Genomic DNA, 22,223 nt, shown 5'->3' on the forward strand with positions numbered 1-22,223 from the left:
AGGCCCGGTAAGCGTTAGCGCCACCGGGCAATTATAGCTGCTCGCCGTTGCTCGCAATCACCTGCTTATACCAGTCGAACGATTTCTTCTTGCTGCGGTTCAGCGTGCCGTTCCCTTCGTTGTCTTTATCGACAAAGATAAACCCGTAGCGTTTTTTCATTTCGCCGGTTCCGGCAGAGACCAGGTCGATACAGCCCCACGGCGTATAGCCCATCAGGTCAACGCCGTCTTCCACCACCGCTTTTTTCATCTCGCTGATGTGCGCGGCGAGGTAGTCAATGCGGTACTGGTCGTTCACCGTGCCGTCGCTCTCCTGCACGTCGATCGCGCCGAAGCCGTTCTCAACGATAAACAGCGGCAGCTGGTAGCGATCCCAGAACCAGTTGAGGGAGTAGCGCAGCCCCACCGGATCAATCTGCCAGCCCCAGTCGGATTTCTGCACGTATGGGTTAGAGACCAGACTCTTGCTCTCGTCGTAATCCAGCTGCGGGTTGTCCGGCGTCGCCTTGGTAGCGAAGGACATATAGTAGCTGAACCCGATGTAGTCCACGCAGCCCTGCATCAGCGCCGCTTTATCTTCTTCGGTGATATCCAGCGCGAAGCCGCGACGCTCGAAGTAGTTGAGCAGATGCTGCGGATACTTGCCGCGCACGTGCACGTCGGTGAACCAGTAGCGGCGGTGCATGGCGTTCATCGCCATCATCATGTCGTCCGGCGCGCAGGTCAGCGGATAGATTGGGCACATGGCGATCATGCAGCCGATCTGCAGCGACGGGTTAATCTCCCGCCCCGCTTTTACCGCCAGGGCGCTGGCCACCAGCTCGTAGTGCGCCGCCTGGAACATCACCGGCTCGCGGTCTTCGCCCGGCGCGTACTTCAGCCCGGAGTTGGTGAACGGGGCAAAGTCTTCGTGGAAGTTAGCCTGGTTATTGATCTCGTTAAAGGTCATCCAGTACTTCACCTTGTGCTGGTAGCGCTGGAACACCACTTTTGCGAAACGCACGAAGAAGTCGATCAGCTTACGGTTGCGCCAGCCGCCGTATTCGGTGACCAGGTGGAACGGCATCTCAAAGTGGGACAGGGTAATAACCGGTTCGATACCGTGCTTCAGGCATTCGTCGAACAGATCGTCATAGAATTTCAGGCCAGCCTCGTTCGGCTCCAGCTCGTCGCCCTTCGGGAAAATACGCGTCCAGGCAATAGAAGTACGGAAACATTTGAAGCCCATCTCGGCAAAGAGTTTGATGTCTTCTTTATAGCGATGGTAGAAGTCGATGGCTTCGTGATTAGGGTAATTTTTCCCCTGCAGCACGCCGTTGGTGATTTCACGCGGCACGCCGTGCGCGCCGGCGGTCATGACGTCGGCAACGCTAACGCCTTTTCCGCCCTCTTTCCAGCCGCCTTCGAGCTGATGCGCGGCAACGGCACCACCCCACAGAAAACCTGCTTTAAATCCTGACATTCGCTTTCCCTCATTCTGCGTTATTTTCTGCAAAAACAGTTACAGAAACCGGTTTCAGTCCAATGATGTGTAAAGGGGCTTCGCGTTGCAAGCAGTTCACCGAAACCGGTTTCATTTTCGTGAACGGAGTCAAGTTTGGCGGCCTGCGTCCGTGCGAAAGAAAAAAAACACGCGCGCCGAGAATAGGCTCGCAAACGTTTGCCTGGACTGTTAGAATTGCGCCGATTTTTCTTACTAGCTATGCAATCGCGTGGGGATTTAAGCCGTGACCAACAAAACTTCTCTCAGCTACAAAGATGCCGGTGTTGATATTGACGCAGGTAATGCGCTGGTTGACCGAATCAAAGGTGTGGTGAAAAAAACCCGCCGCCCGGAAGTGATGGGTGGTCTGGGTGGCTTCGGCGCACTGTGCGCGCTGCCGCAAAAATATCGTGAACCTGTTCTGGTCTCGGGTACGGACGGCGTAGGCACCAAGCTGCGTCTGGCGATGGATCTTAAACGTCACGACACGATCGGTATCGATCTGGTGGCGATGTGCGTGAATGACCTGGTGGTCCAGGGCGCAGAGCCGCTGTTCTTCCTCGACTACTATGCGACCGGCAAGCTGGACGTGGACACCGCAGCCAGCGTGATCAACGGTATCGCCGAAGGCTGCCTGCAGTCCGGCTGTGCGCTGGTGGGCGGCGAAACCGCTGAAATGCCGGGCATGTACCACGGCGAAGATTATGACGTCGCAGGCTTCTGCGTCGGCGTGGTAGAAAAATCAGAAATTATCGACGGCAGCAAAGTGGCTGACGGCGATGTGCTGGTTGCGCTGGCCTCCAGCGGCCCGCACTCCAACGGCTACTCCCTGGTGCGTAAAATCCTCGAAGTGAGCGGCTGCGACCCGCAGACCACCGAGCTTGACGGTAAACCGCTGGCCGATCACCTGCTGGCACCTACCCGCATCTACGTGAAAAATATTCTGGAGCTGATCGAGAACGTTGACGTTCACGCTATTGCCCACCTGACCGGCGGCGGCTTCTGGGAAAACATCCCGCGCGTGCTGCCGGACAACACCCAGGCAGTGATCGACGAATCCTCATGGCAGTGGCCGTCCGTCTTCAACTGGCTGCAGACCGCGGGCAACGTCAGCTCTCACGAAATGTACCGCACCTTTAACTGCGGCGTGGGCATGCTGATTGCCCTGCCAGCAGACGAAGCGGACAAAGCGGTTAAGTTCCTGAATGAAAAAGGTGAAAACGCGTGGAAAATCGGTACGATTAAAGCTTCCGATTCCGAACAGCGTGTGGTCATCGAATGAAAAACATCGTGGTGCTCATTTCCGGCAACGGAAGCAATTTGCAGGCAATCATAGACGCCTGCAAGCAGAAGAAAATCAATGGCACCATTCGGGCAGTATTCAGCAACAAGGCCGACGCGTTCGGCCTTGAGCGCGCGCGGGAAGCGAATATTCCCGCGCACGCGCTGGAAGCCAGCCAGTTCGCAGGGCGTGAGGCCTTTGACCGCGAGTTGGTTCTGGAAATTGATGCCTACGCGCCGGACGTGGTGGTGCTGGCGGGCTATATGCGTATTCTTAGCCCGGCATTTGTCAAACACTACGCCGGTCGACTGCTGAATATCCACCCTTCCCTGCTGCCGAAATATCCCGGCCTGCACACCCACCGTCAGGTACTGGAAAACGGCGACGAAGAGCACGGTACTTCCGTGCATTTCGTTACCGACGAGCTCGACGGCGGCCCGGTTATTCTGCAGGCGAAAGTGCCGGTCTTTGATGGCGACAACGAAGACGACGTAACCGAACGCGTGCAGGCTCAGGAGCACGCCATTTACCCGCTGGTGGTCAGCTGGTTTGTCGACGGACGTCTTGAGATGCGCGACGGCGCTGCCTGGCTGGACGGCGTTAAGCTTCCACCGCAGGGCTATGCGGCTGACGAGTAGTTTGTTTGAATTGCCCGGCGGCGCTTCGCTTGCGCGGGCCTACGGTTCCGTAGGTCGTGGTAAGCGCAGCGCCACCCGATAATCCCTTCTCCAACCCTCTAAAATCCCCAACAAAAAAAATAACTGTCATACTTTTCTGGCACTGTTGGACATATCGTGGAAATGCTCGCCATAATAAGGACGAGACGGATTTACCACGTCCTGTGATTGAACTGGAGTGTGAGCTGTAATGGGTCAGGAAAAGTTATATATCGAGAAAGAGCTAAGCTGGTTAGCATTTAACGAGCGTGTACTCCAGGAAGCGGCAGACAAAAGTAACCCGCTGATTGAGCGTATGCGTTTTTTGGGTATTTATTCCAACAACCTGGATGAATTCTACAAGGTTCGCTTTGCCGAACTGAAGCGGCGGATCATCATCAGCGAAGAGCAGGGTTTAAATTCCCACTCGCGCCATCTGCTTGGAAAAATCCAGTCTCGCGTAATGAAAGCCGATCAGGAGTTTGATGGCCTCTACAACGAGCTGCTGCTGGAAATGGCGCGTAACCAAATCTTCCTGATTAACGAACGCCAGCTCTCCGTTAACCAACAGACCTGGCTGCGCCACTACTTCAAACACTACCTGCGCCAACACATCACCCCTATTCTGATCAACCGCGAAACCGACCTCGTGCAGTTCCTGAAGGACGATTACACCTATCTGGCGGTGGAAATCATTCGCGGTGAGAACATTAGCTACGCGCTGCTGGAAATTCCGTCCGATAAGGTTCCGCGCTTTGTGAACCTGCCGCCGGAAACGCCCCGTCGCCGCAAGCCGATGATCCTGCTGGATAACATTCTGCGCTACTGTCTGGACGACATTTTCAAAGGCTTTTTCGACTACGACGCGTTAAACGCCTACTCGATGAAGATGACCCGTGACGCCGAATATGACCTGGTGCACGAGATGGAAGCCAGCATGATGGAGCTGATGTCGTCCAGCCTCAAGCAGCGCCTGACCGCTGAGCCGGTGCGCTTCGTCTATCAGCGCGATATGCCGGACGCGATGGTCGAAATGCTGCGCGATAAGCTGACCATCTCCCGCTACGATTCGATTATTCCCGGCGGGCGCTACCACAACTTTAAGGACTTTATTGGCTTCCCGAACGTCGGCAAGGCCAATCTGGTGAACAAACCGCTGCCGCGCCTGCGCCATATCTGGTTCGATAAGTTCCGCAACGGATTCGACGCCATCCGCGAGCGCGACGTTCTGCTCTACTATCCGTACCATACGTTTGAACACGTGCTGGAGCTGCTGCGCCAGGCCTCGTTCGACCCGAACGTGCTGGCGATCAAAATCAACATCTACCGCGTGGCAAAAGATTCCCGCATCATCGATGCGATGATCCACGCGGCGCATAACGGCAAGAAAGTCACCGTGGTGGTTGAGCTGCAGGCGCGCTTTGACGAAGAGGCCAACATCCACTGGGCGCGCCGCCTGACCGAAGCCGGCGTTCACGTGATCTTCTCCGCGCCGGGGCTGAAAATTCACGCCAAGCTGTTCCTGATCTCCCGTAAGGAGGGTGACGACGTGGTGCGTTACGCCCACATCGGTACCGGGAACTTTAACGAGAAAACCGCGCGCATCTATACCGACTACTCGCTGCTGACCGCCGATGCGCGTATTACCAACGAAGTGCGTCGGGTGTTTAACTTCATAGAGAATCCGTATCGTCCGGTGAGCTTCGACTATCTGCTGGTGTCGCCGCAGAACTCACGCCGCCTGCTGTACGATATGATCGACAAAGAGATCGCCAACGCTCAGAAAGGGTTGTCTTCCGGCATTACCCTGAAGCTCAACAACCTGGTCGACAAAGGGCTGGTAGACAGGCTGTATGCCGCTTCCGGCTCCGGCGTGCCGGTCAACCTGCTGATCCGCGGCATGTGTTCGCTGATCCCCGAACTGGAAGGCATCAGCGACAATATTCGCGTCATTAGCATCGTTGACCGCTATCTGGAGCATGACCGGGTCTATATTTTCGATAACGCTGGCGATAAACAGGTTTATCTCTCTTCCGCAGACTGGATGACGCGCAACATTGATTACCGAATTGAAGTTGCAACCCCGCTGCTGGACCCGCGTCTGAAGCAGCGGATCCTGGACATTATCGAAATACTGTTTAGCGATACGGTGAAAGCACGCTATATCGACAAAGAACTCAGTAACCGCTACGTGCCGCGCGGCAACCGCCGCAAAGTGCGGTCACAGCTGGCGATTTACGACTATATCAAATCACTCGAGCAACCCGATTAACCTATGCCGATAAATGATAAGACCCCACGACCGCAGGAGTTCGCCGCGGTCGATCTTGGCTCTAACAGTTTCCACATGGTCATCGCCCGTGAGGTGGATGGCGCAATGCAGATCATTGGCCGTCTCAAGCAGCGCGTGCATCTGGCCGATGGCCTGGACGCGCGCGGCATGCTCAGCGAAGAGGCCATGGAGCGGGGCCTGAACTGCCTGTCCCTGTTTGCGGAACGCCTGCAGGGCTTCTCGCCGTCCAGCGTCTGTATCGTCGGTACCCATACGCTGCGCCAGGCGCTGAACGCGCCGGAGTTCCTCAAGCGTGCAGAAAAGGTTATCCCCTATCCGATTGAGATCATCTCCGGTAACGAAGAAGCGCGTCTGATTTTTATGGGCGTGGAGCATACGCAGCCGGAAAAAGGCCGCAAGCTGGTGATCGATATCGGCGGTGGTTCAACGGAGCTGGTTATCGGCGAGGACTTCGAGCCGCGCCTGGTGGAAAGCCGCCGCATGGGCTGCGTCAGCTTCGCGCAGATGTACTTCCCGGGGGGAGCGATTACCCGCGAAAACTTCCAGCGCGCGCGCATGGCGGCGGTACAAAAACTGGAAAATCTGGCCTGGCAGTATCGTATTCAGGGTTGGAACGTTGCGCTGGGCGCATCGGGTTCGATTAAAGCCGCGCACGAAGTGCTGCTGGCGATGGGTGAGAAAGACGGAATTATTACCCCTGAACGCCTGGTCCTGCTCACCGAAGAAGTGCTGAAGCACAAGAGCTTCGACGCCCTGAGCCTGCCGGGTCTTTCCGATGAGCGGAAATCGGTGTTCGTGCCGGGGCTGGCGATCCTCTGCGGCGTGTTTGACGCGCTGGCGATTAAGGAGCTGCGGCTTTCCGACGGCGCGCTGCGCGAAGGCGTGCTGTACGAGATGGAAGGCCGTTTCCGTCATCAGGATATTCGCAGCCGCACCGCGCAAAGCCTGGCAAACCAGTACAACATCGACCGCGAGCAGGCGAAGCGCGTCCTTGAAACCACCGTCCAGATGTACGATCAGTGGCAGGAACAGAATCCTAAGCTGGCGCATCCCCAGCTTGCCGCCCTGCTGAAATGGGCTGCAATGCTGCACGAAGTGGGCCTGAACATTAACCACAGCGGGATGCATCGCCATTCGGCCTACATTCTGCAAAACAGCGATCTGCCCGGCTTCAACCAGGAGCAGCAAACCATGATGGCCACGCTGGTGCGTTACCACCGCAAAGCCATCAAGCTCGACGACCTGCCGCGCTTTACGCTGTTTAAGAAAAAGCAGTTCCTGCCGCTTATCCAGCTGCTGCGTCTCGGCGTGCTGCTGAATAATCAACGCCAGGCGACGACCACGCCGCCTACGCTGAAGCTGAAAACTGACGATCACCACTGGACGCTGAGCTTCCCGCACGACTGGTTCAGCCAGAACGCGCTGGTGCTGCTGGATCTGGAAAAAGAGCAGCAGTACTGGGAAGCCGTTACCGGCTGGCTGCTGAAGATTGAAGAAGAGAGTTCAGACGTCGCGGCGTAAGCGCTCAGGCGTCCGCCAGCGACGCCTCTGATTCAGGCAGGGAGTCAAGATCAACCGGCTTGCCGATCAACGATCCCTGCACATAGTCGATACCTAGCGCGTGCACCGCGCTACGTATCTCCTCAGTTTCAACATACTCTGCCACCACCAGCATCTTCTTCATGCGCGCCAGATGGCATATAGAGGCCACAATCTGATAATCCAGACTGTTACTGACGATATTGCGAATAAAATTACCGTCAATCTTGAGGATGTCCGCATCGACGCTTTTTAACCGCGCATAGCTCGCATAGCCCGTCCCAAAATCATCAATTGCAATCCGCACCCCCATTTTCTGCAGCTGCCTGAGGGTATGGATCGCAAGCTCGGCGTTACCGTAGGTGGTGCTTTCCGTGACTTCGAAAATCAGCTGCCACGCCTCAACCGAGTACTTCGCCAGCAGGCGACTCACCTCAAGCGGAAACTGCGCTCTGCAAACGGTGGAAGGCGCCAGATTGATGGCAAAACGCTGGCCCGGAAGCCGGTCACGATGCTTGGCAAGAAAGCCCAGGGTACGTTCCAGCACCCATAAATCGACGCGTGAGGAGAGCCCGAACTCCTGCGCCACCGGCAGGAAACGATCGGGAACAATGAAATTACCGTTGTCATCCGGCATCCGCAGCAACACTTCGTGATAACGATCCCCCCGCAGGCCGCGCACGGGCTGGACCATCAGCGTGAATTCGCTCTGATCGAGGGCACGCTGCAGGCGGCTCATCATCGCCACCTTATCCTTCAGGCTACGCTGCAGATGCACGGCGCCACGCTGCTGGAGGTTCTCGGGATGGTTGGTGGAAATTGACAGATCGGCAATAACGCCCAGCTCTCCCAGGACCAGGTACAGATGGTTCACCGGAGAGCGTACATAGCAGTAACCGACCCCAACCTGAGGCTGCAGCGGCATACCATCCCAGAGAAAGCGGAACTGCTTGATATGCTCATCCAGCGCGTCAATACGCTGCTGATGAGACTCGGAGTTAAGACGAACCGCAAGGTCATAGCCCGTCAGGTGATAGACCCGTTCATTGGGCTGTAAGATGCCGTTTATCCACTGTGCCAGCTGCTGCTTATACTGAATACGCAGCAGCACGCCGTAATTGCGTCCGAGAACTTCAAGCTCGGGAATACGCAACAGGCCGAGCGCCGACCACGGATTTTTTGCCAGGTCACGGGACAGCGCCCGCAGATTCGGCATGTGAACCACCGGATCGAGCAGCGCCAGCCTGCGGGAGCGGATGTTCACGGCACGCTGGCGCGTCGCCAGCATCGACATGTATATCACAACAAACGAAAAGACCAGGTAGCTGGAAGAGGTGATCGCCAGCTGGATGTCATAGCCCTGATGAAGCGGTATATAGCGGTAAAAATAGTGAATCGACACCAGCAGGACCGGCGTCCAGACGATGGACATGAGCTTATAGCCAAAGCGCATCGCCCCCCAGAGCATCACCGGCATCAGCAGCGACAGCGTGTAGTTGGTGCTGAAAATAGAGCTGTTCTCATTCATGGGGATCAACAGCATTGTGAGCAAACCGACAAGCGCGCCAGCCCAAATCAGAAACTCTACAGCCGTCACCTTTTTGTCTATCTGCGCGCGGATCTGTGAGAACAGCGTCCGAACATAGCGCGGATGACGGATCAGGCGAATGAGCAGATAGCTCAGCGGCACGCCGGTAAGCCCGCTGACCAGCAGCGCCTGATAGTTGATAAGCGTACGAATATTAAAGGGGTTCAGCCCCGCCAGGCTCTGGCGGCTCTCGTAAATGCCGAGATAGACCGCAAATTGAAACAGCACCAGAAACAGCGTTGCCGGGCAGAATACCTGCCAAAAAATACGCTGTGCCATCAGACGAACATCGCCATAGGCCGTCATGTTGCGCCGGGGGGCAAACACGCGATACCCGCCCCAGCTCAGTACAATGGGAACAATGAAATGGAGGATACCGGCAACGGTTTCAAACAGCCCCACTGACGCGTAGTAGCGAAAAAACAGCGACAGCACGATGCCGGGAAGCGCTTCCACGCCAAAGAACATCATCATCGTCAGCAGGAAAGAGAGCGGCAGATAGTAGAGCGCCACAATGCCGTCGCCCAGCTGCGTCAGGGTATTCACCACGCTGAGCACGGGCAGTAAAACGACGGGTAAAATAAGGGGAAGTGCCCACCAGCGGTCTTTTTGGCGCGTCAGGAACTGGAGAATTTTCATAGATGCCCGGTTAAACCCCTTTTTGCTCCTGAGGGAAAATAAAGACAGGCATCCAACCTGACGTACATGCCCAGGCTTAACGCCTGCGAACATAATGGAGGAGGGATTTTAGTTATCGACGCCGGAATTCCGTTGACTTAAATCAAACTAATTTACTCAAATGACTATTTATTACGATTTTTTTGGCCAATTTTCTTTGTATTATCAACGCAGAAAATACATTCGTTATTTTTAATAACATGCGTTAATGTAAACATTGACGGATTTTTACACATCCCCGAATTGACCCTGCCTTCCCGCTGTGCCTTAATATCCGCATCGCCCAAAAGGGTATGCCCAGGAAAAACACAGTGAGTCAGGTCACGCGCATGCACAAACGACATCGGTTTAACACTCGGATGACCCGCATCATACTGCTCATCAGCTTCCTGTTTTTCTTTGGCCGCTTTGTTTACTCTTCTGTTGGTGCCTGGTATCACCATCAGGACAAAGTCCAGACGCAGCAAACCAGCCTGACCGTCGAAACGCCCGACCGCTAGCCAGATTATTGGTCGTGCAGCATCCTGATTACGCCCGCAATGCCTTTGCTAAGGACCCTGTCCTGACGCATCACCACGGCCAGCCTTCGCTGGAGAACGGGCGTGAGCGACTGAACGTCTAACCCTTCGCGATCCGACGCCTGCTTTACCGCCATACGCGGCACGATGCTATAACCCAGCCCCGCGCGCACCATCCTTTTGATGGCCTCAATACTGCCAAGCTGCATGACCGGTACGATGGTAAACCCGCCGGCTTCAAACCAGGCGTCGATCAGCGTTCGCGTTCCGCTCCCTGATTCAAAAGCAATCAGCGGCTGGGTCTGTAAGACCTCGGGCGTAAGGCCGCTAAACGCCTCCTGCTGAGCCAGCGACGCAATAAAGACGAACTCTTCATCCATGACCGGCGTCACGTCCAGCGCGCGTCCGCCAGCCGGAAGCGTCACCAGCCCCATGTCCAGGCGATTCTCTTCAACGGCCCGCACAATATCGAGCGTATTTCCCGTCGTCACCGCCACCCGGAACAGAGGGTAGTCGCCGCGAAGCCGCTGCAGCAGCGGCGGCAGAAGATGGATGCACGCAGTCGCGCCCGTACCCAGCGTAATGGTGCCGCACACCTCGTGGCTGAACGCGCTCACGGAGCGGATCGCCTCATCCACCGCCTGCTCAATACGTTCCCCGTGCGCCAGCAATGCCTGTCCGGCCGCCGTAGCGTTGATACCGCGTCCGGTGCGCTCCACCAGACGCGTTTGCAGGAACTGCTCCAGCTGGCGTATCTGCAGGCTGACGGCAGGCTGGGAAATCCCCAGCGCATCCGCCGCCGCCGAAAAGCTGCCGCGCCGGATCGCCAGACGGAAGGTGGCGAGATGTACCAGGTTGAGCGTTGTCATTCAAAGTTTCTCTTATACCGCGCATAAGCGCGCTGACCTGCCAGCACAATACCGTGCCCGCTATGCTGACGACAACTGCATAACGGAATGAAAAACATGGAAACACCTGCCCTTCCTCGCCGCCTCGCCCTCACCGCGGGATGTAACCAGCTCATCAACTGGGGGATCTCTTTTTATATGCCCGGCACCTTTGCCCGGGCAATTGCAGCCGACAGGGGGTGGACCTCGCCGCAAATCTATCTCGGCCTGACGCTGGCAATGCTGATGATGGCGGCCGTCTCCCCGTTTGTCGCCCGTCTGCTGACGCGCGTGGGCGGGCGGCGGGTGGTGATGAGCGGCACGTTGCTGATTGCCGCTGGCTGCCTCGCGATGGCAATTCTGCCCTCCCTTGCAGGCTGGTACTGCGCCTGGCTACTCACGGGCATCGGTATGCGCCTGTCACTGTATGATGCGCTGTTCGCCGCGCTGGTGAACCTGTACGGACAGCAGGCGCGAAGCACCATTTCGCGCATTACGCTGGCGGGCGGGCTGGCTTCAGCCGTCTTTTGGCCGCTGGGGGATGCGCTGCTAACGATCGTGAGCTGGCAGGGTGCGCTGGCTGTCTATGCGCTTTTTGGCCTGCTGAGCGCGATGCTTATCTGCAATCTTCCACGCCAGCGGCTGACCGCTGGCGTGAATAAAAAGCGCAAAGCCACGAACAGCGAGCGGCGCGACGGCTGGCTCTATGCGGTATTTATTGCCCTGATTACCTTCGTTTCTAACGGCACCTCCACACACCTGCCGGAGTTTATTACCCACTTTGGTCTGCCGGTTGCTATTGGGATGCTCTGGGGGATCGGCCAGACCGGCGCGCGATTTATGGAGGTACTGGCAGGCGCTCGCTTAACCCCGCTCAGCTTAACGCGCTTTACCGCCCTGGCAATGCCGGTCTGCTTCCTTATCGGGTTAAGCAGCTCGCTTTTCGCCTGGAGCGCAGCCGGGTTTGTGCTGGGCTATGGCGCCATCAACGGGCTGGTGACCATCGTCAAAGCAACGCTGCCCCTCGCGCTTTTCAGCGCGGAAAGCTATGCCAGCCGCACGGGGCTGCTGCTTATCCCGGGGCAGCTAGCGGCGGCGGCATCGCCGTTTGCGTATGCGTGGTTGAATAAGACGCTGGGGATCGGCGGGGCAATGTGGGTTTCCACCGCGTTAACGCTGCTGATTGCGGGACTCGCCGTCGCGATGGTACGCCGCCACGCCCCACAACCTGTATCGCACTGTATCCAAAGTGCCGTGCAGACAAAGCGGTACAAAAAGCCCTCCCCGACAAACATCCCCGATACATAAAAGTGGTCTTCTGTGCCTGTCGTCATTTTTTACCTGCACAGGAGACATCTGAATGAAATATCGCTATCTGCTGCTCTCGTTATTCACGCTGGCCAGCTCCGCGTGGGCCGAGCCCTTGAGCGGCCTCAGCGCCGCAGAGGTCAATGGCCCGGCGGCGGTTGCGCCGCTGGAACATCCGCAACCGCCGGCGAAGCTGGTTGTTGACCCGCCGCTGCCCGGCCCGCTGAGTAAAGGTGCGGTATTTATTCAATACCGCGTCGAAAATCTGCGCATTGAGCCGGTATTCGGTCCTGAGGCGCTAAAAATTGCTCCCCGTATCGGCCATATTCACGTCGTGGTGGATAACGCGCCCTGGCACTGGGCTGACGCCAGCGGTGAGCCGGTGATCCTGGTCGGGCTGCCCGCGGGTAAACATAAAGTGACCGTTATTCTTGCCGATCCGACGCATAAACCGATCGACCACAAAACCGTTGAATTCACCGTGCCGCCGCATGCGGAAATCCATCACTTTTAGGGGCTGAAGATGAAAACAATATCGATCTTAACGGCGGGCCTGCTGGCGCTGTCGACCGGCGCGTTTGCCCAAAATCAAACCAGCGTCGTCCTGGTGCACGGCGCGTTTGCAGACGGCAGCAGCTGGAATAAGGTGATTAGTCGGCTGCAGGAAAGGAACACCGAGGTTATCGCCGTGCAGCTGCCGCTTACCTCACTGAAAGATGACGTCGCCGCCACGCAGCGTGCCATTGCCCGCGCGCATGGCGAGGTGGTGCTGGTAGGCCATTCCTGGGGCGGAGCAGCGATCGGTGAAGCCGGTAACGATGCACGCGTGAAATCACTGGTGTACGTCGCGGCGTTTGCCCCTGATTCCGGGCAGTCTGTAGCGGATCTGGCGGGGCGCTTCCCTGCCCCGCCGGGGAGTGCGGGTATCGCCAAAGGTGCAGACGGCTATTTATCTCTGCCGCCAAAAGCCGTGCGTGAAGATTTCGCCCCTGACGTAAAACCGGAGGAACAGAAACTTATCGCCGCAACCCAGGGGGCAATCAAAGCCGATGCGTTTGCAGAGAAAGTGACCCACGCGGCCTGGCACGACAAACCGAGCTGGTATGTGGTCAGCAAAAACGACCGGATGATCAATCCCGAACTTGAGCGCGCGATGGCGAAAACAATCCACGCGAAAACGACGGAGGTGGCGGCGAGCCATGTGTCGATGGTGAGCCATCCGGAGGCTATCGCCCGGACGATTGAGCAGGCGGTGGACGCTCACTAAGCTCATCGACCTTCTGCACCTCAGTATCTCCCGCCAGTAGCGCAGTGCCCTCATGCGCCGCTGGCGTCATAAAGCGAACCGGCTTGCCCGTACGCTTATCAACCAACAGCGAGTGTCGCTCGCCCTGCTCAAACAGATGCTGTTCTCCCCACTGACGTAGCGCCACAACCACCGGAAACAGGCTTTCGCCTTTTTCGGTCAGAACATATTCCTGATAAGCCGTGCCGTCTGATGCCCCCTGTAACGTCAGGATATCCGCCTCAACCAGTTTGCGCAGCCGGTCAGAAAGTATGTTGCGCGCAACCCCGAGGCTACGCTGAAAATCCCCGAAGCGAGTCATGCCGTCAAACGCATTTCGCACAATAAGCAGCGACCACCGATCCCCTATCAGATCGACGCTGCGGGCAACGGGACAATATTCCTCTTTTCTCGACCCTAGGGACATCACAGTTTTTCCTCGCTCAGAACGGGCAACAACTAGTTGCATTTTAAAACTGCATAGCCTAGCATTCAACAAGTTTCATTTTAAAACTAGGTTGTCCAGGCGAGAATTTTGAACATGTCACATACCTCCCCCCTTTCCTCAGCCAACATGTCGCGCGGCAGGGTATGGTTATTCGCCATCGCCAGTGGTTTGAGCGTGGCAAACGTCTATTACGCTCAGCCTTTGCTTGACGCGCTGGCGCGCGATTTCAGCATCAGCTATGCGGCAGTGGGTGGCGTAGTGACCGCTATCCAGATCGGCTGCGCGCTGGCTCTGCTTCTTGTGGTTCCTCTGGGTGACAAAGTGGATCGCCGACGCCTGATGGCGGTTCAGCTAGCGGCGCTGGTGGTCGTCCTGGCATTTGTAAGCATGGCGCAAACCGCCTCAGCGCTGCTGGCAGGGATGCTTGCGACCGGTATGCTGGGTACCGCAATGACTCAGGGGCTGATAGCCTACGCCGCCAGTGCCGCTTCGCCCCATGAACAGGGGCGTGTCATCGGTGCGGCGCAAGGCGGCGTGTTTGTGGGTCTGTTACTCGCTCGGGTCTTCGCCGGTGGCATCAGCGACATCACAGGCTGGCGCGGCGTGTATGCTTGTGCTGCCGTGCTGATGCTCATTATCGCGTTTCCTCTCTGGCGCAGGCTCCCTGCCCTTCCCAACCTGCCCTCTTCGATAAGCTATCCGCGCCTGATTTGCTCAATGCTGACGCTGCTGCGCAAGGAAAAAGTGCTGCAGGTGCGCGGCGTGCTGGCGCTGCTGATGTTTGCAGCGTTCAATATTTTCTGGAGCGCGCTGGTGCTCCCACTGAGTGCTCCGCCTTGGAACTTCTCACACACGGTCATCGGTGCGTTCGGCCTTGCTGGCGCGGCTGGCGCGCTTGCCGCCAGCTGTGCGGGGCAATGGGCCGATCGCGGTTACGCGCATTACACCAGCGCCGCAGCGCTAGTGACGTTGCTCCTCGCATGGTGGCCGCTGTCGCTCATGGAGCACTCTCTCGCCGTCCTGATTATCGGCATTGTGCTGCTGGATTTAGGCGGGCAGGCGCTCCACGTCACTAACCAGATCCTGATATTCCGCGCCCGTCCCGAGGCGCATAGCCGACTGGTCGGACTGTATATGCTTTTTTATGCGCTGGGCAGCGGGCTGGGCGCCATTGGCACGACGATGGCGTTTGCCAGCATGGGCTGGCAGGGCGTATGCCTGCTTGGAGGGGCGGTCAGTTTGCTGGCGCTAATGTTCTGGCTACTAACTTTTGATTCTTATAACTCGAATTATTAAGCCTACATTACTCGGCATTTCAGACTTGTTAATCAGCTATCTAAAACAAAAAATATGATGTTTGTTATAAATTAGAGATATAATTACAGACTACCGTTTGCATTTCTCAACATCAAACTGTTAATGTTAAAAAAGCATCATGATTATGTAGTTTGATATTATTCATTAACAAGGAGGGATTCAATGAGAAATGTTAATTCTATTTTAATGAGGCTAGCAAAGCGTGCTGAAAAGCTTAACCCAGATCATCTAATAAAATCCTTTGTTGATGTCGGCCCTGCCTATACTCTTTTATCCAGCAATGATAATCAAATCATTTTTGGAAGAAGAGGCACAGGCAAAACTCATTTTCTCGCAGTATTAAATAATGAAATAGCTAGTAAAGGCATAATAAGCATCCCCATTGACATGAGGTTAATCGGCTCCACCGGAGGTATTTTTTCCGACCAAAACATTCCTCATAGTGAGAGAGCTACGCGACTTCTTTCCGATACACTTTGCGTAATCCATGAATTTATTTTAGATTATATTTATGAAAATGAATTATCTAATACAAGCGAGTTGACCGAGTTATTAAACGAATTTCTTGAACAAGCAACAGCAATATATATCGATGGAACAGCAGAGAATGAAACAATAAGAACAAATGATTTTTACAATAATAACCATGTTAAAACCAACTTATCAAACAAAGGTATTTCGGTAGATATCGGATTATCAAATAAAAAAGCCAATGGCAACTCAGAACGGTTTAAATCATGTGGAAAACAGACTCTAAGAATACATTTTGGTGCAATCACAAAATTACTTAATAAAATCGTATCTAAATTGCCACATAAAGAATTATGGATTCTAATTGATGAATGGTCTGAAACACCTTTAGACCTTCAACCTTACCTAGCAGAATTGCTTAGGCGGATTTTATTCCCAACGCCCGGTATAACGGTAAAAATTGCTGCTATCGCACATCGTTGTAACTTTATGATAAGAGATGAATCTACATTAGTAAGCATTGGAATTGAGTTAGGTTCAGATGCATCTTCCGTTATTAATCTAGATGAACATATGGTTTTCGACAACGACAGTGAAGCTGCAAAAGATTTTTTCAAAAAACTCTTGCATAGACACGTTATTGCTATTGACAAAACTTCTTGCTGTGAACTTGAACCGAACCTTTTCATAAATGATACATTTAGTCAAACATCTTCTTTTGATGAGTTCGTCAGAGCTGTTGAAGGCGTTCCTCGGGATGCAATCAACATAATATCCTTAGCAGCACAAGCTGCACAAACGAACAAAATATCAATTACCCACATTAGAAAATCAGCACAAAAATGGTTCCAAGTTAATAAACATGCGGCACTTAACAGTAGGCCTGAAGCGGTATCACTTCTTGACAAAATTATCAATGAAGTTATTGGGTTGCGTAAATCCAGAGGTTTTTTGATTAGCAACGAAAAGAATTATCATTTAATTGACTATTTATATGATATGCGCGTAATACATGTATTAAAACAAGGTATATCTGCTAAGAATGCAGTAGGTAAAAAATTTACTTTATATACATTAGATTATGGCTGTTATGTTGAGCTAATGTCTTCAAAGAATGCTCCATTAGGACTCATTATTGAGCCTGATGAAAATGATGAGCTTCAATATATTGAAGTACCTAAATCAGATTACCGTTCCGTAAGAAATTCAATTCTCGACCTAGATCAACAAGATGGACAACTCAGACTTAATCTGATAACAAATACTGAGCAATTACAACTACCACATAATCAAAACAAAACCACACGCCTTATTGAGAAATCAATTGATAAGTTATTAATCAACTCTATACCAAACAATCTTGGAATACTTAAAGTTGCTGGCACGATTTATATACCCATAATACTTGTAGCATTAGTTTTACGTAAAGCAAAAGGTTACGATCACAGCTACGCAACCGAATTAACAAAAATTATAAATGAATACATGACTACTAATGCTGGTAGACCAAAGCTAGCAACTAATAATATGTCTCGCGAGTTGCGGAAAGAACACATATTAGAATTACCATGGTTAAAATATCGTGAAAATGGAAGAAAACCATTGTTCTCGCTAAATGAAAAATGGCCTCATTATTGGGAGGTCTATTTTGAAGAAACAGCACCTTTTATAGAATAACACTAATTAATAAAATACTATCCAAATATAACTGATGCATAACTTAAAAAATAAAGCCCGCAAACGCGGGCTTTATTTCAATCGTGCAATTTAGAATTATTCCCACTCAATCGTCGCCGGTGGCTTACCGCTGATGTCATACACCACGCGGGAAATACCGTTCACTTCGTTGATGATGCGGTTAGACACGCGGCCCAGGAAGTCATACGGCAGGTGCGCCCAGTGCGCGGTCATGAAGTCGATGGTTTCCACCGCACGCAGGGAGACAACCCAGTCGTACTTACGGCCATCGCCCATCACGCCGACGGAACGAACCGGCAGGAACACGGTGAACGCCTGGCTCACTTTGTTGTACAAATCGGCTTTGTGCAGCTCTTCGATGAAGATAGCGTCCGCGCGACGCAGCAGGTCGCAGTACTCTTTCTTCACTTCGCCCAGCACGCGCACGCCCAGACCCGGACCCGGAAACGGATGACGGTAGAGCATGTCGTACGGCAGACCCAGTTCCAGACCGATCTTACGCACTTCGTCTTTGAACAGCTCGCGCAGCGGTTCAACCAGGCCCATCTTCATCTCTTTCGGCAGGCCGCCCACGTTGTGGTGAGATTTGATGACGTGCGCTTTACCGGTTGCGGAAGCCGCAGACTCGATCACGTCAGGATAGATAGTGCCCTGCGCCAGCCACTTCACGTCTTCCAGCTTCAGTGCTTCTTCGTCGAACACTTCAACGAACACGCGACCGATGATCTTACGTTTCGCTTCCGGATCGTTCTCGCCTTTCAGCGCGTCCAGGAAGCGCTTTTCGCCTTCCACGTGAACGATGTTCAGGCCGAAGTGGTCGCCGAACATGTCCATAACCTGCTGGGCTTCGTTCAGGCGCAGCAGACCGTTGTCCACGAAGACGCAGGTCAGGTTTTTGCCGATGGCGCGGTGCAGCAGCATCGCGGTTACGGAGGAGTCCACGCCGCCGGAGAGGCCGAGGATCACTTTGTCATCGCCAACCTGCTGGCGGATACGCTCAACGGCGTCGTCGATGATTTTGGCCGGAGTCCACAGGGCTTCACACTGGCAAATATCGCGCACGAAGCGCTCCAGCATGCGCATACCCTGACGGGTGTGGGTCACTTCCGGGTGGAACTGCACGCCGTAGAAGCGTTTTTCTTCGTTCGCCATGATGGCGAACGGGCAGCTTTCAGTGCTGGCAACGGTGACGAAGTCAGACGGGATGGCGGTAACTTTATCACCGTGGCTCATCCACACGTCCAGCAGCGGTTTGCCTTCTGCGGTCAGGGAGTCTTCGATACCGCGCACCAGCGCGCTGTCGGTAACGACTTCAACCTGCGCATAGCCGAACTCGCGCTCGTTAGAGCCTTCAACGTGGCCGCCCAGCTGCATTGCCATGGTCTGCATACCGTAGCAGACGCCGAATACCGGCACGCCGGCTTCGAACACGTACTGCGGCGCGCGCGGGCTGTTCGCTTCGGTGGTGCTTTCCGGGCCGCCGGAAAGGATAATACCGCTTGGGTTGAATTCGCGAATCTGTGCTTCCGTGACATCCCACGCCCACAGCTCACAGTAAACGCCCAGTTCACGTACGCGACGCGCCACCAGCTGAGTGTACTGAGAACCGAAGTCCAGGATGAGAATACGATGTTTGTGAATGTTTTCCGTCATTGACGCTAATTCCGAGGCAAGTGAAACAGATTAAATAAATCGCCCGACACGAGGTCGGGCGAAGAAAATCAGGAGCCCAGACGGTAGTTCGGGGACTCTTTGGTGATCGTCACGTCGTGAACGTGGCTCTCCTGGATACCCGCACCGCTGATGCGTACGAATTCCGCTTTGGTTCGCAGCAGGTCGATGGTACCACAGCCGGTCAGGCCCATACAGGAGCGCAGGCCGCCCATCTGCTGGTGAATGATTTCTTTCAGACGGCCTTTATAGGCAACGCGACCTTCGATACCTTCCGGTACCAGTTTGTCAGCGGCGTTATCGGTCTGGAAGTAACGGTCAGAGGAGCCTTTGGACATCGCGCCCAGGGAGCCCATGCCGCGGTAAGATTTGTAAGAACGGCCCTGGTAGAGTTCGATTTCGCCCGGGGATTCTTCGGTACCGGCCAGCATTGAGCCTACCATCACGGCAGCGGCGCCCGCGGCGATCGCTTTGGCGATGTCGCCAGAGAAGCGGATACCGCCGTCGGCGATAACCGGGACACCGGTGCCTTCCAGCGCTTCAACCGCGTCAGACACCGCGGTGATCTGCGGAACGCCCACGCCGGTCACGATACGGGTAGTACAGATTGAGCCAGGGCCGATGCCCACTTTCACCGCGCTGCAGCCAGCGTCCGCCAGCGCGCGCGCGCCTGCGCCCGTCGCCACGTTGCCGCCGATGATCTGCAGGTCAGGGTATTTTGCACGGGTGTCACGAATGCGCTGCAGAACGCCTTCGGAGTGGCCGTGAGAGGAGTCAATCAGCAGGACGTCAACGCCCGCAGCAACCAGCGCATCAACGCGCTCTTCGTTGCCTGCGCCTGCGCCAACCGCAGCGCCGACGCGCAGACGGCCATGCTCGTCTTTACAGGCGTTAGGCTTACGTTCTGCTTTCTGGAAATCTTTAACGGTGATCATGCCGCGCAGGTGGAAGCTGCTGTCAACAACCAGCGCTTTTTCAACGCGTTTTTCGTGCATTTTTGCCAGCACCACGTCGCGGGTTTCACCTTCACGCACGGTGACCAGACGCTCTTTTGGCGTCATGTACACGCTGACAGGCTGGTTCAGGTCGGTCACGAAACGCACGTCACGGCCGGTGATGATACCGACCAGTTCGTTCTCTTCGGTCACAACCGGATAGCCGGCGAAGCCGTTACGCTCGGTCAGGGCTTTCACTTCGTGCAGCGTGGTGGTTGGCAGAACGGTCTGCGGGTCAGACACGATGCCGGATTCATGTTTCTTCACGCGGCGAACTTCTTCCGCCTGACGTTCGATAGACATGTTTTTGTGGATAAAGCCGATGCCACCTTCCTGTGCCAGGGCGATAGCCAGGCGCGCTTCGGTCACGGTGTCCATTGCCGCAGAGAGCATAGGAATGTTCAGGCGAATGGTTTTCGTCAACTGCGTGCTGAGATCGGCAGTATTCGGCAGAACGGTGGAGTGAGCGGGAACGAGGAGGACGTCGTCAAACGTCAGTGCTTCTTTAGCGATACGTAGCATGGGCAATATCTCTGACCTGGGTGGTTAAATATTGCCGTGGCATTATACAGAGCGTAACCGATTGCATCTACACTTTTTTGAAAAAAATGCTTGCGATTGCCTCTCAGCAGGTTACTATCGACTGAATAACTTGCTGATTTAGAATTTGATCCCGCTCACATGTTATCCTCTCAATCCCCCTCAATTTATACTGTCAGCCGCCTTAATCAGACGGTGCGTTTGCTGCTTGAGCAGGAAATGGGGCAGGTCTGGATCAGCGGTGAAATTTCTAACTTCACGCAGCCGTCGTCCGGCCACTGGTACTTTACGCTGAAAGACGACACCGCACAGGTGCGCTGCGCGATGTTCCGCAACAGCAACCGCCGCGTGACGTTCCGTCCTCAGCACGGCCAGCAGGTTCTGGTCCGCGCCAATATCACCCTGTATGAACCGCGCGGCGACTATCAGATTATCGTTGAGAGCATGCAGCCTGCGGGCGAAGGTTTGCTGCAGCAAAAATACGAACAGCTGAAAGCCAAACTCTCTGCCGAGGGGCTGTTCGATCAGCAGTTCAAAAAACCGCTGCCCTCTCCTGCCCACTGCGTTGGGGTCATCACCTCAAAAACCGGTGCGGCCCTGCACGATATTTTGCACGTGTTAAAGCGTCGCGACCCTTCCCTGCCCGTCATCATCTACCCGACCGCCGTTCAGGGTGACGATGCGCCGGGCCAGATCGTTCGCGCCATTGAGCTGGCGAACGCCCGTCAGGAGTGCGACGTATTAATCGTCGGGCGCGGCGGCGGCTCGCTGGAAGACCTGTGGAGCTTTAACGACGAGAGCGTGGCGCGGGCAATCTTTGCAAGCCTTATCCCCGTGGTGAGCGCCGTCGGCCACGAAACGGACGTCACGATAGCCGATTTTGTCGCGGATCTGCGCGCGCCTACGCCGTCCGCGGCGGCGGAAGTGGTCAGCCGCAACCAGTTGGAGCTGCTTCGCCAGATCCAGAACGGTCAGCAGCGCCTGGAGATGGCGATGGACTACTTCCTTGCCAACCGTACCCGCCGTTTTACCCAGCTTCATCATCGTCTTCAGCAGCAGCACCCGCAGCTGCGCCTTGCCCGCCAGCAGACCGTGCTGGAGCGCCTGCGTCAGCGCATGAGTTTTGCGGTGGACGCGCAGCTTAAGCGCGCGGTATCCCGCCAGCAGCGCGTGACGCAGCGCCTGAACCAGCAGAACCCGCAGCCGAAAATTTATCGCGCGCAAACCCGGATCCAGCAGCTGGAGTATCGCCTGGCGGAGACTGTCCGCGCCCGACTGAGCACCACCCGCGAACGTTTTGGCAATGCGGTGACGCACCTTGAAGCGGTCAGCCCCCTCTCCACGCTGGCGCGCGGCTATAGCGTGACGACGGCAACGGACGGCAAAGTGCTGAAGCAGACCAAACAGGTGAATACCGGCGATGTGCTGACGACGCGTCTTTCCGACGGCTGGGTAGAAAGCGAAGTGAAATCAATTAAACCGGTGAAAAAGACGCGTCAGCGTAAAACCGGATAATTCTTCGCCGGTTACTTACTATACTGCTGCTATTCCCTTTTTTAATAAGGA

The 22,223-nt window shown here is 55.0% G+C and carries 17 protein-coding genes; 11 read left to right on the forward strand and 6 right to left on the reverse strand.

The features are described 5' to 3' along the window. Positions 1–31 precede the first annotated feature (31 nt). Positions 32–1,462: a 6-phospho-beta-glucosidase gene (locus tag VPX56_RS16205; RefSeq protein WP_326467631.1), complete on the reverse strand. Its 1,431-nt coding sequence runs from the start codon at positions 1,460–1,462 to the stop codon at positions 32–34. Between the two features lie 265 nt (positions 1,463–1,727). Between VPX56_RS16205 and purM the strand changes: the two genes are divergently transcribed. From purM to ppx, 4 genes are all read left to right on the forward strand, one after another. After that, the gene (purM, locus tag VPX56_RS16210; protein WP_263609767.1) at positions 1,728–2,765 is read left to right on the forward strand and encodes a phosphoribosylformylglycinamidine cyclo-ligase; all 1,038 of its coding nucleotides are present in this window, start codon (positions 1,728–1,730) and stop codon (positions 2,763–2,765) included. Next, positions 2,762–3,403, forward strand: coding sequence for a phosphoribosylglycinamide formyltransferase (gene purN, locus VPX56_RS16215; protein ID WP_131635815.1), 642 nt, complete (start codon positions 2,762–2,764; stop codon positions 3,401–3,403). Before purM ends, purN begins: the two co-directional genes overlap by 4 nt. A 229-nt stretch (positions 3,404–3,632) precedes the next feature. Further along, on the forward strand, positions 3,633–5,693 hold the full coding sequence (gene ppk1 / locus VPX56_RS16220) for a polyphosphate kinase 1 (protein ID WP_131635816.1): 2,061 nt from the start codon (positions 3,633–3,635) through the stop codon (positions 5,691–5,693). A 3-nt stretch (positions 5,694–5,696) separates the two neighbouring features. Then, positions 5,697–7,235 (forward strand): exopolyphosphatase, encoded by a 1,539-nt coding sequence (gene ppx / locus VPX56_RS16225; protein WP_131635817.1) that lies wholly within the window; start codon positions 5,697–5,699, stop codon positions 7,233–7,235. A gap of 4 nt (positions 7,236–7,239) precedes the next feature. On the opposite strand, the gene VPX56_RS16230 is transcribed toward ppx, so the two are convergent. After that, positions 7,240–9,480, reverse strand: coding sequence for an EAL domain-containing protein (locus VPX56_RS16230; RefSeq protein WP_326467636.1), 2,241 nt, complete (start codon positions 9,478–9,480; stop codon positions 7,240–7,242). A gap of 350 nt (positions 9,481–9,830) precedes the next feature. On the opposite strand from VPX56_RS16230, the gene VPX56_RS16235 reads away from it, so the two are divergent. Continuing rightward, positions 9,831–10,019, forward strand: a complete 189-nt coding sequence (locus tag VPX56_RS16235; RefSeq protein ID WP_326467638.1) for a YfgG family protein — start codon at positions 9,831–9,833, stop codon at positions 10,017–10,019. A 5-nt stretch (positions 10,020–10,024) separates the two neighbouring features. On the opposite strand, the gene VPX56_RS16240 is transcribed toward VPX56_RS16235, so the two are convergent. Then, on the reverse strand, positions 10,025–10,906 hold the full coding sequence (locus VPX56_RS16240) for a LysR family transcriptional regulator (RefSeq protein ID WP_326467640.1): 882 nt from the start codon (positions 10,904–10,906) through the stop codon (positions 10,025–10,027). A gap of 96 nt (positions 10,907–11,002) precedes the next feature. Here VPX56_RS16240 and VPX56_RS16245 point away from each other — a divergent pair, with 96 nt between their 5' ends. From VPX56_RS16245 to VPX56_RS16255, 3 genes are read left to right on the forward strand one after another with little or no spacing between them, the layout of a single operon-like run. Further along, a complete protein-coding gene (locus VPX56_RS16245; protein ID WP_326467642.1) occupies positions 11,003–12,232 on the forward strand; it encodes an MFS transporter in 1,230 nt (409 codons plus the stop codon). Between the two features lie 52 nt (positions 12,233–12,284). Beyond that, on the forward strand, positions 12,285–12,746 hold the full coding sequence (locus tag VPX56_RS16250) for a DUF6130 family protein (protein ID WP_263609763.1): 462 nt from the start codon (positions 12,285–12,287) through the stop codon (positions 12,744–12,746). Between the two features lie 9 nt (positions 12,747–12,755). Then, positions 12,756–13,499 carry an alpha/beta fold hydrolase gene (locus VPX56_RS16255; RefSeq protein WP_263609762.1) on the forward strand — a complete coding sequence of 248 codons (744 nt, stop codon included), beginning with the start codon at positions 12,756–12,758 and terminating at the stop codon, positions 13,497–13,499. Here VPX56_RS16255 and VPX56_RS16260 read toward each other — a convergent pair. Beyond that, positions 13,459–13,944 (reverse strand): winged helix-turn-helix transcriptional regulator, encoded by a 486-nt coding sequence (locus tag VPX56_RS16260; protein WP_326467647.1) that lies wholly within the window; start codon positions 13,942–13,944, stop codon positions 13,459–13,461. The two genes, VPX56_RS16255 and VPX56_RS16260, sit on opposite strands and share 41 nt — an antisense overlap. 114 nt (positions 13,945–14,058) lie before the next feature. On the opposite strand from VPX56_RS16260, the gene VPX56_RS16265 reads away from it, so the two are divergent. Next, entirely contained in the window at positions 14,059–15,261 is a 1,203-nt protein-coding gene (locus tag VPX56_RS16265; protein WP_326467649.1) for an MFS transporter, read from the forward strand. A gap of 183 nt (positions 15,262–15,444) precedes the next feature. Further along, entirely contained in the window at positions 15,445–17,430 is a 1,986-nt protein-coding gene (locus VPX56_RS16270; RefSeq protein ID WP_326467651.1) for an ORC-CDC6 family AAA ATPase, read from the forward strand. A gap of 96 nt (positions 17,431–17,526) precedes the next feature. Here VPX56_RS16270 and guaA read toward each other — a convergent pair whose 3' ends face one another. Both guaA and guaB read right to left on the reverse strand, forming a co-directional pair. Further along, positions 17,527–19,104, reverse strand: coding sequence for a glutamine-hydrolyzing GMP synthase (guaA, locus tag VPX56_RS16275; protein WP_326467653.1), 1,578 nt, complete (start codon positions 19,102–19,104; stop codon positions 17,527–17,529). Between the two features lie 68 nt (positions 19,105–19,172). Continuing rightward, on the reverse strand, positions 19,173–20,639 hold the full coding sequence (gene guaB, locus VPX56_RS16280; RefSeq protein ID WP_131635825.1) for an IMP dehydrogenase: 1,467 nt from the start codon (positions 20,637–20,639) through the stop codon (positions 19,173–19,175). 159 nt (positions 20,640–20,798) lie between these two features. Here guaB and xseA point away from each other — a divergent pair, with 159 nt between their 5' ends. Continuing rightward, on the forward strand, positions 20,799–22,172 hold the full coding sequence (xseA, locus tag VPX56_RS16285; protein ID WP_326467657.1) for an exodeoxyribonuclease VII large subunit: 1,374 nt from the start codon (positions 20,799–20,801) through the stop codon (positions 22,170–22,172). The last annotated feature ends 51 nt before the right edge of the window (positions 22,173–22,223 follow it).

It is taken from the genome of Enterobacter wuhouensis (assembly GCF_035835995.1).
Taxonomy (GTDB): Bacteria; Pseudomonadota; Gammaproteobacteria; order Enterobacterales; family Enterobacteriaceae; genus Enterobacter; species Enterobacter wuhouensis.

Bases quoted from the DNA above. Each gene is read 5' to 3' on its own strand.
- VPX56_RS16205 (WP_326467631.1), bottom strand. From the start codon at position 1,462: ATGTCAGGATTTAAAGCAGGTTTTCTGTGGGGTGGTGCCGTTGCCGCG.
- purN (WP_131635815.1), top strand. From the start codon at position 2,762: ATGAAAAACATCGTGGTGCTCATTTCCGGCAACGGAAGCAATTTGCAG.
- ppk1 (WP_131635816.1), top strand. From the start codon at position 3,633: ATGGGTCAGGAAAAGTTATATATCGAGAAAGAGCTAAGCTGGTTAGCA.
- ppx (WP_131635817.1), top strand. From the start codon at position 5,697: ATGCCGATAAATGATAAGACCCCACGACCGCAGGAGTTCGCCGCGGTC.
- VPX56_RS16230 (WP_326467636.1), bottom strand. From the start codon at position 9,480: ATGAAAATTCTCCAGTTCCTGACGCGCCAAAAAGACCGCTGGTGGGCA.
- VPX56_RS16240 (WP_326467640.1), bottom strand. From the start codon at position 10,906: ATGACAACGCTCAACCTGGTACATCTCGCCACCTTCCGTCTGGCGATC.
- VPX56_RS16245 (WP_326467642.1), top strand. From the start codon at position 11,003: ATGGAAACACCTGCCCTTCCTCGCCGCCTCGCCCTCACCGCGGGATGT.
- VPX56_RS16250 (WP_263609763.1), top strand. From the start codon at position 12,285: ATGAAATATCGCTATCTGCTGCTCTCGTTATTCACGCTGGCCAGCTCC.
- VPX56_RS16255 (WP_263609762.1), top strand. From the start codon at position 12,756: ATGAAAACAATATCGATCTTAACGGCGGGCCTGCTGGCGCTGTCGACC.
- VPX56_RS16260 (WP_326467647.1), bottom strand. From the start codon at position 13,944: ATGTCCCTAGGGTCGAGAAAAGAGGAATATTGTCCCGTTGCCCGCAGC.
- VPX56_RS16265 (WP_326467649.1), top strand. From the start codon at position 14,059: ATGTCACATACCTCCCCCCTTTCCTCAGCCAACATGTCGCGCGGCAGG.
- VPX56_RS16270 (WP_326467651.1), top strand. From the start codon at position 15,445: ATGAGAAATGTTAATTCTATTTTAATGAGGCTAGCAAAGCGTGCTGAA.
- guaA (WP_326467653.1), bottom strand. From the start codon at position 19,104: ATGACGGAAAACATTCACAAACATCGTATTCTCATCCTGGACTTCGGT.
- guaB (WP_131635825.1), bottom strand. From the start codon at position 20,639: ATGCTACGTATCGCTAAAGAAGCACTGACGTTTGACGACGTCCTCCTC.
- xseA (WP_326467657.1), top strand. From the start codon at position 20,799: ATGTTATCCTCTCAATCCCCCTCAATTTATACTGTCAGCCGCCTTAAT.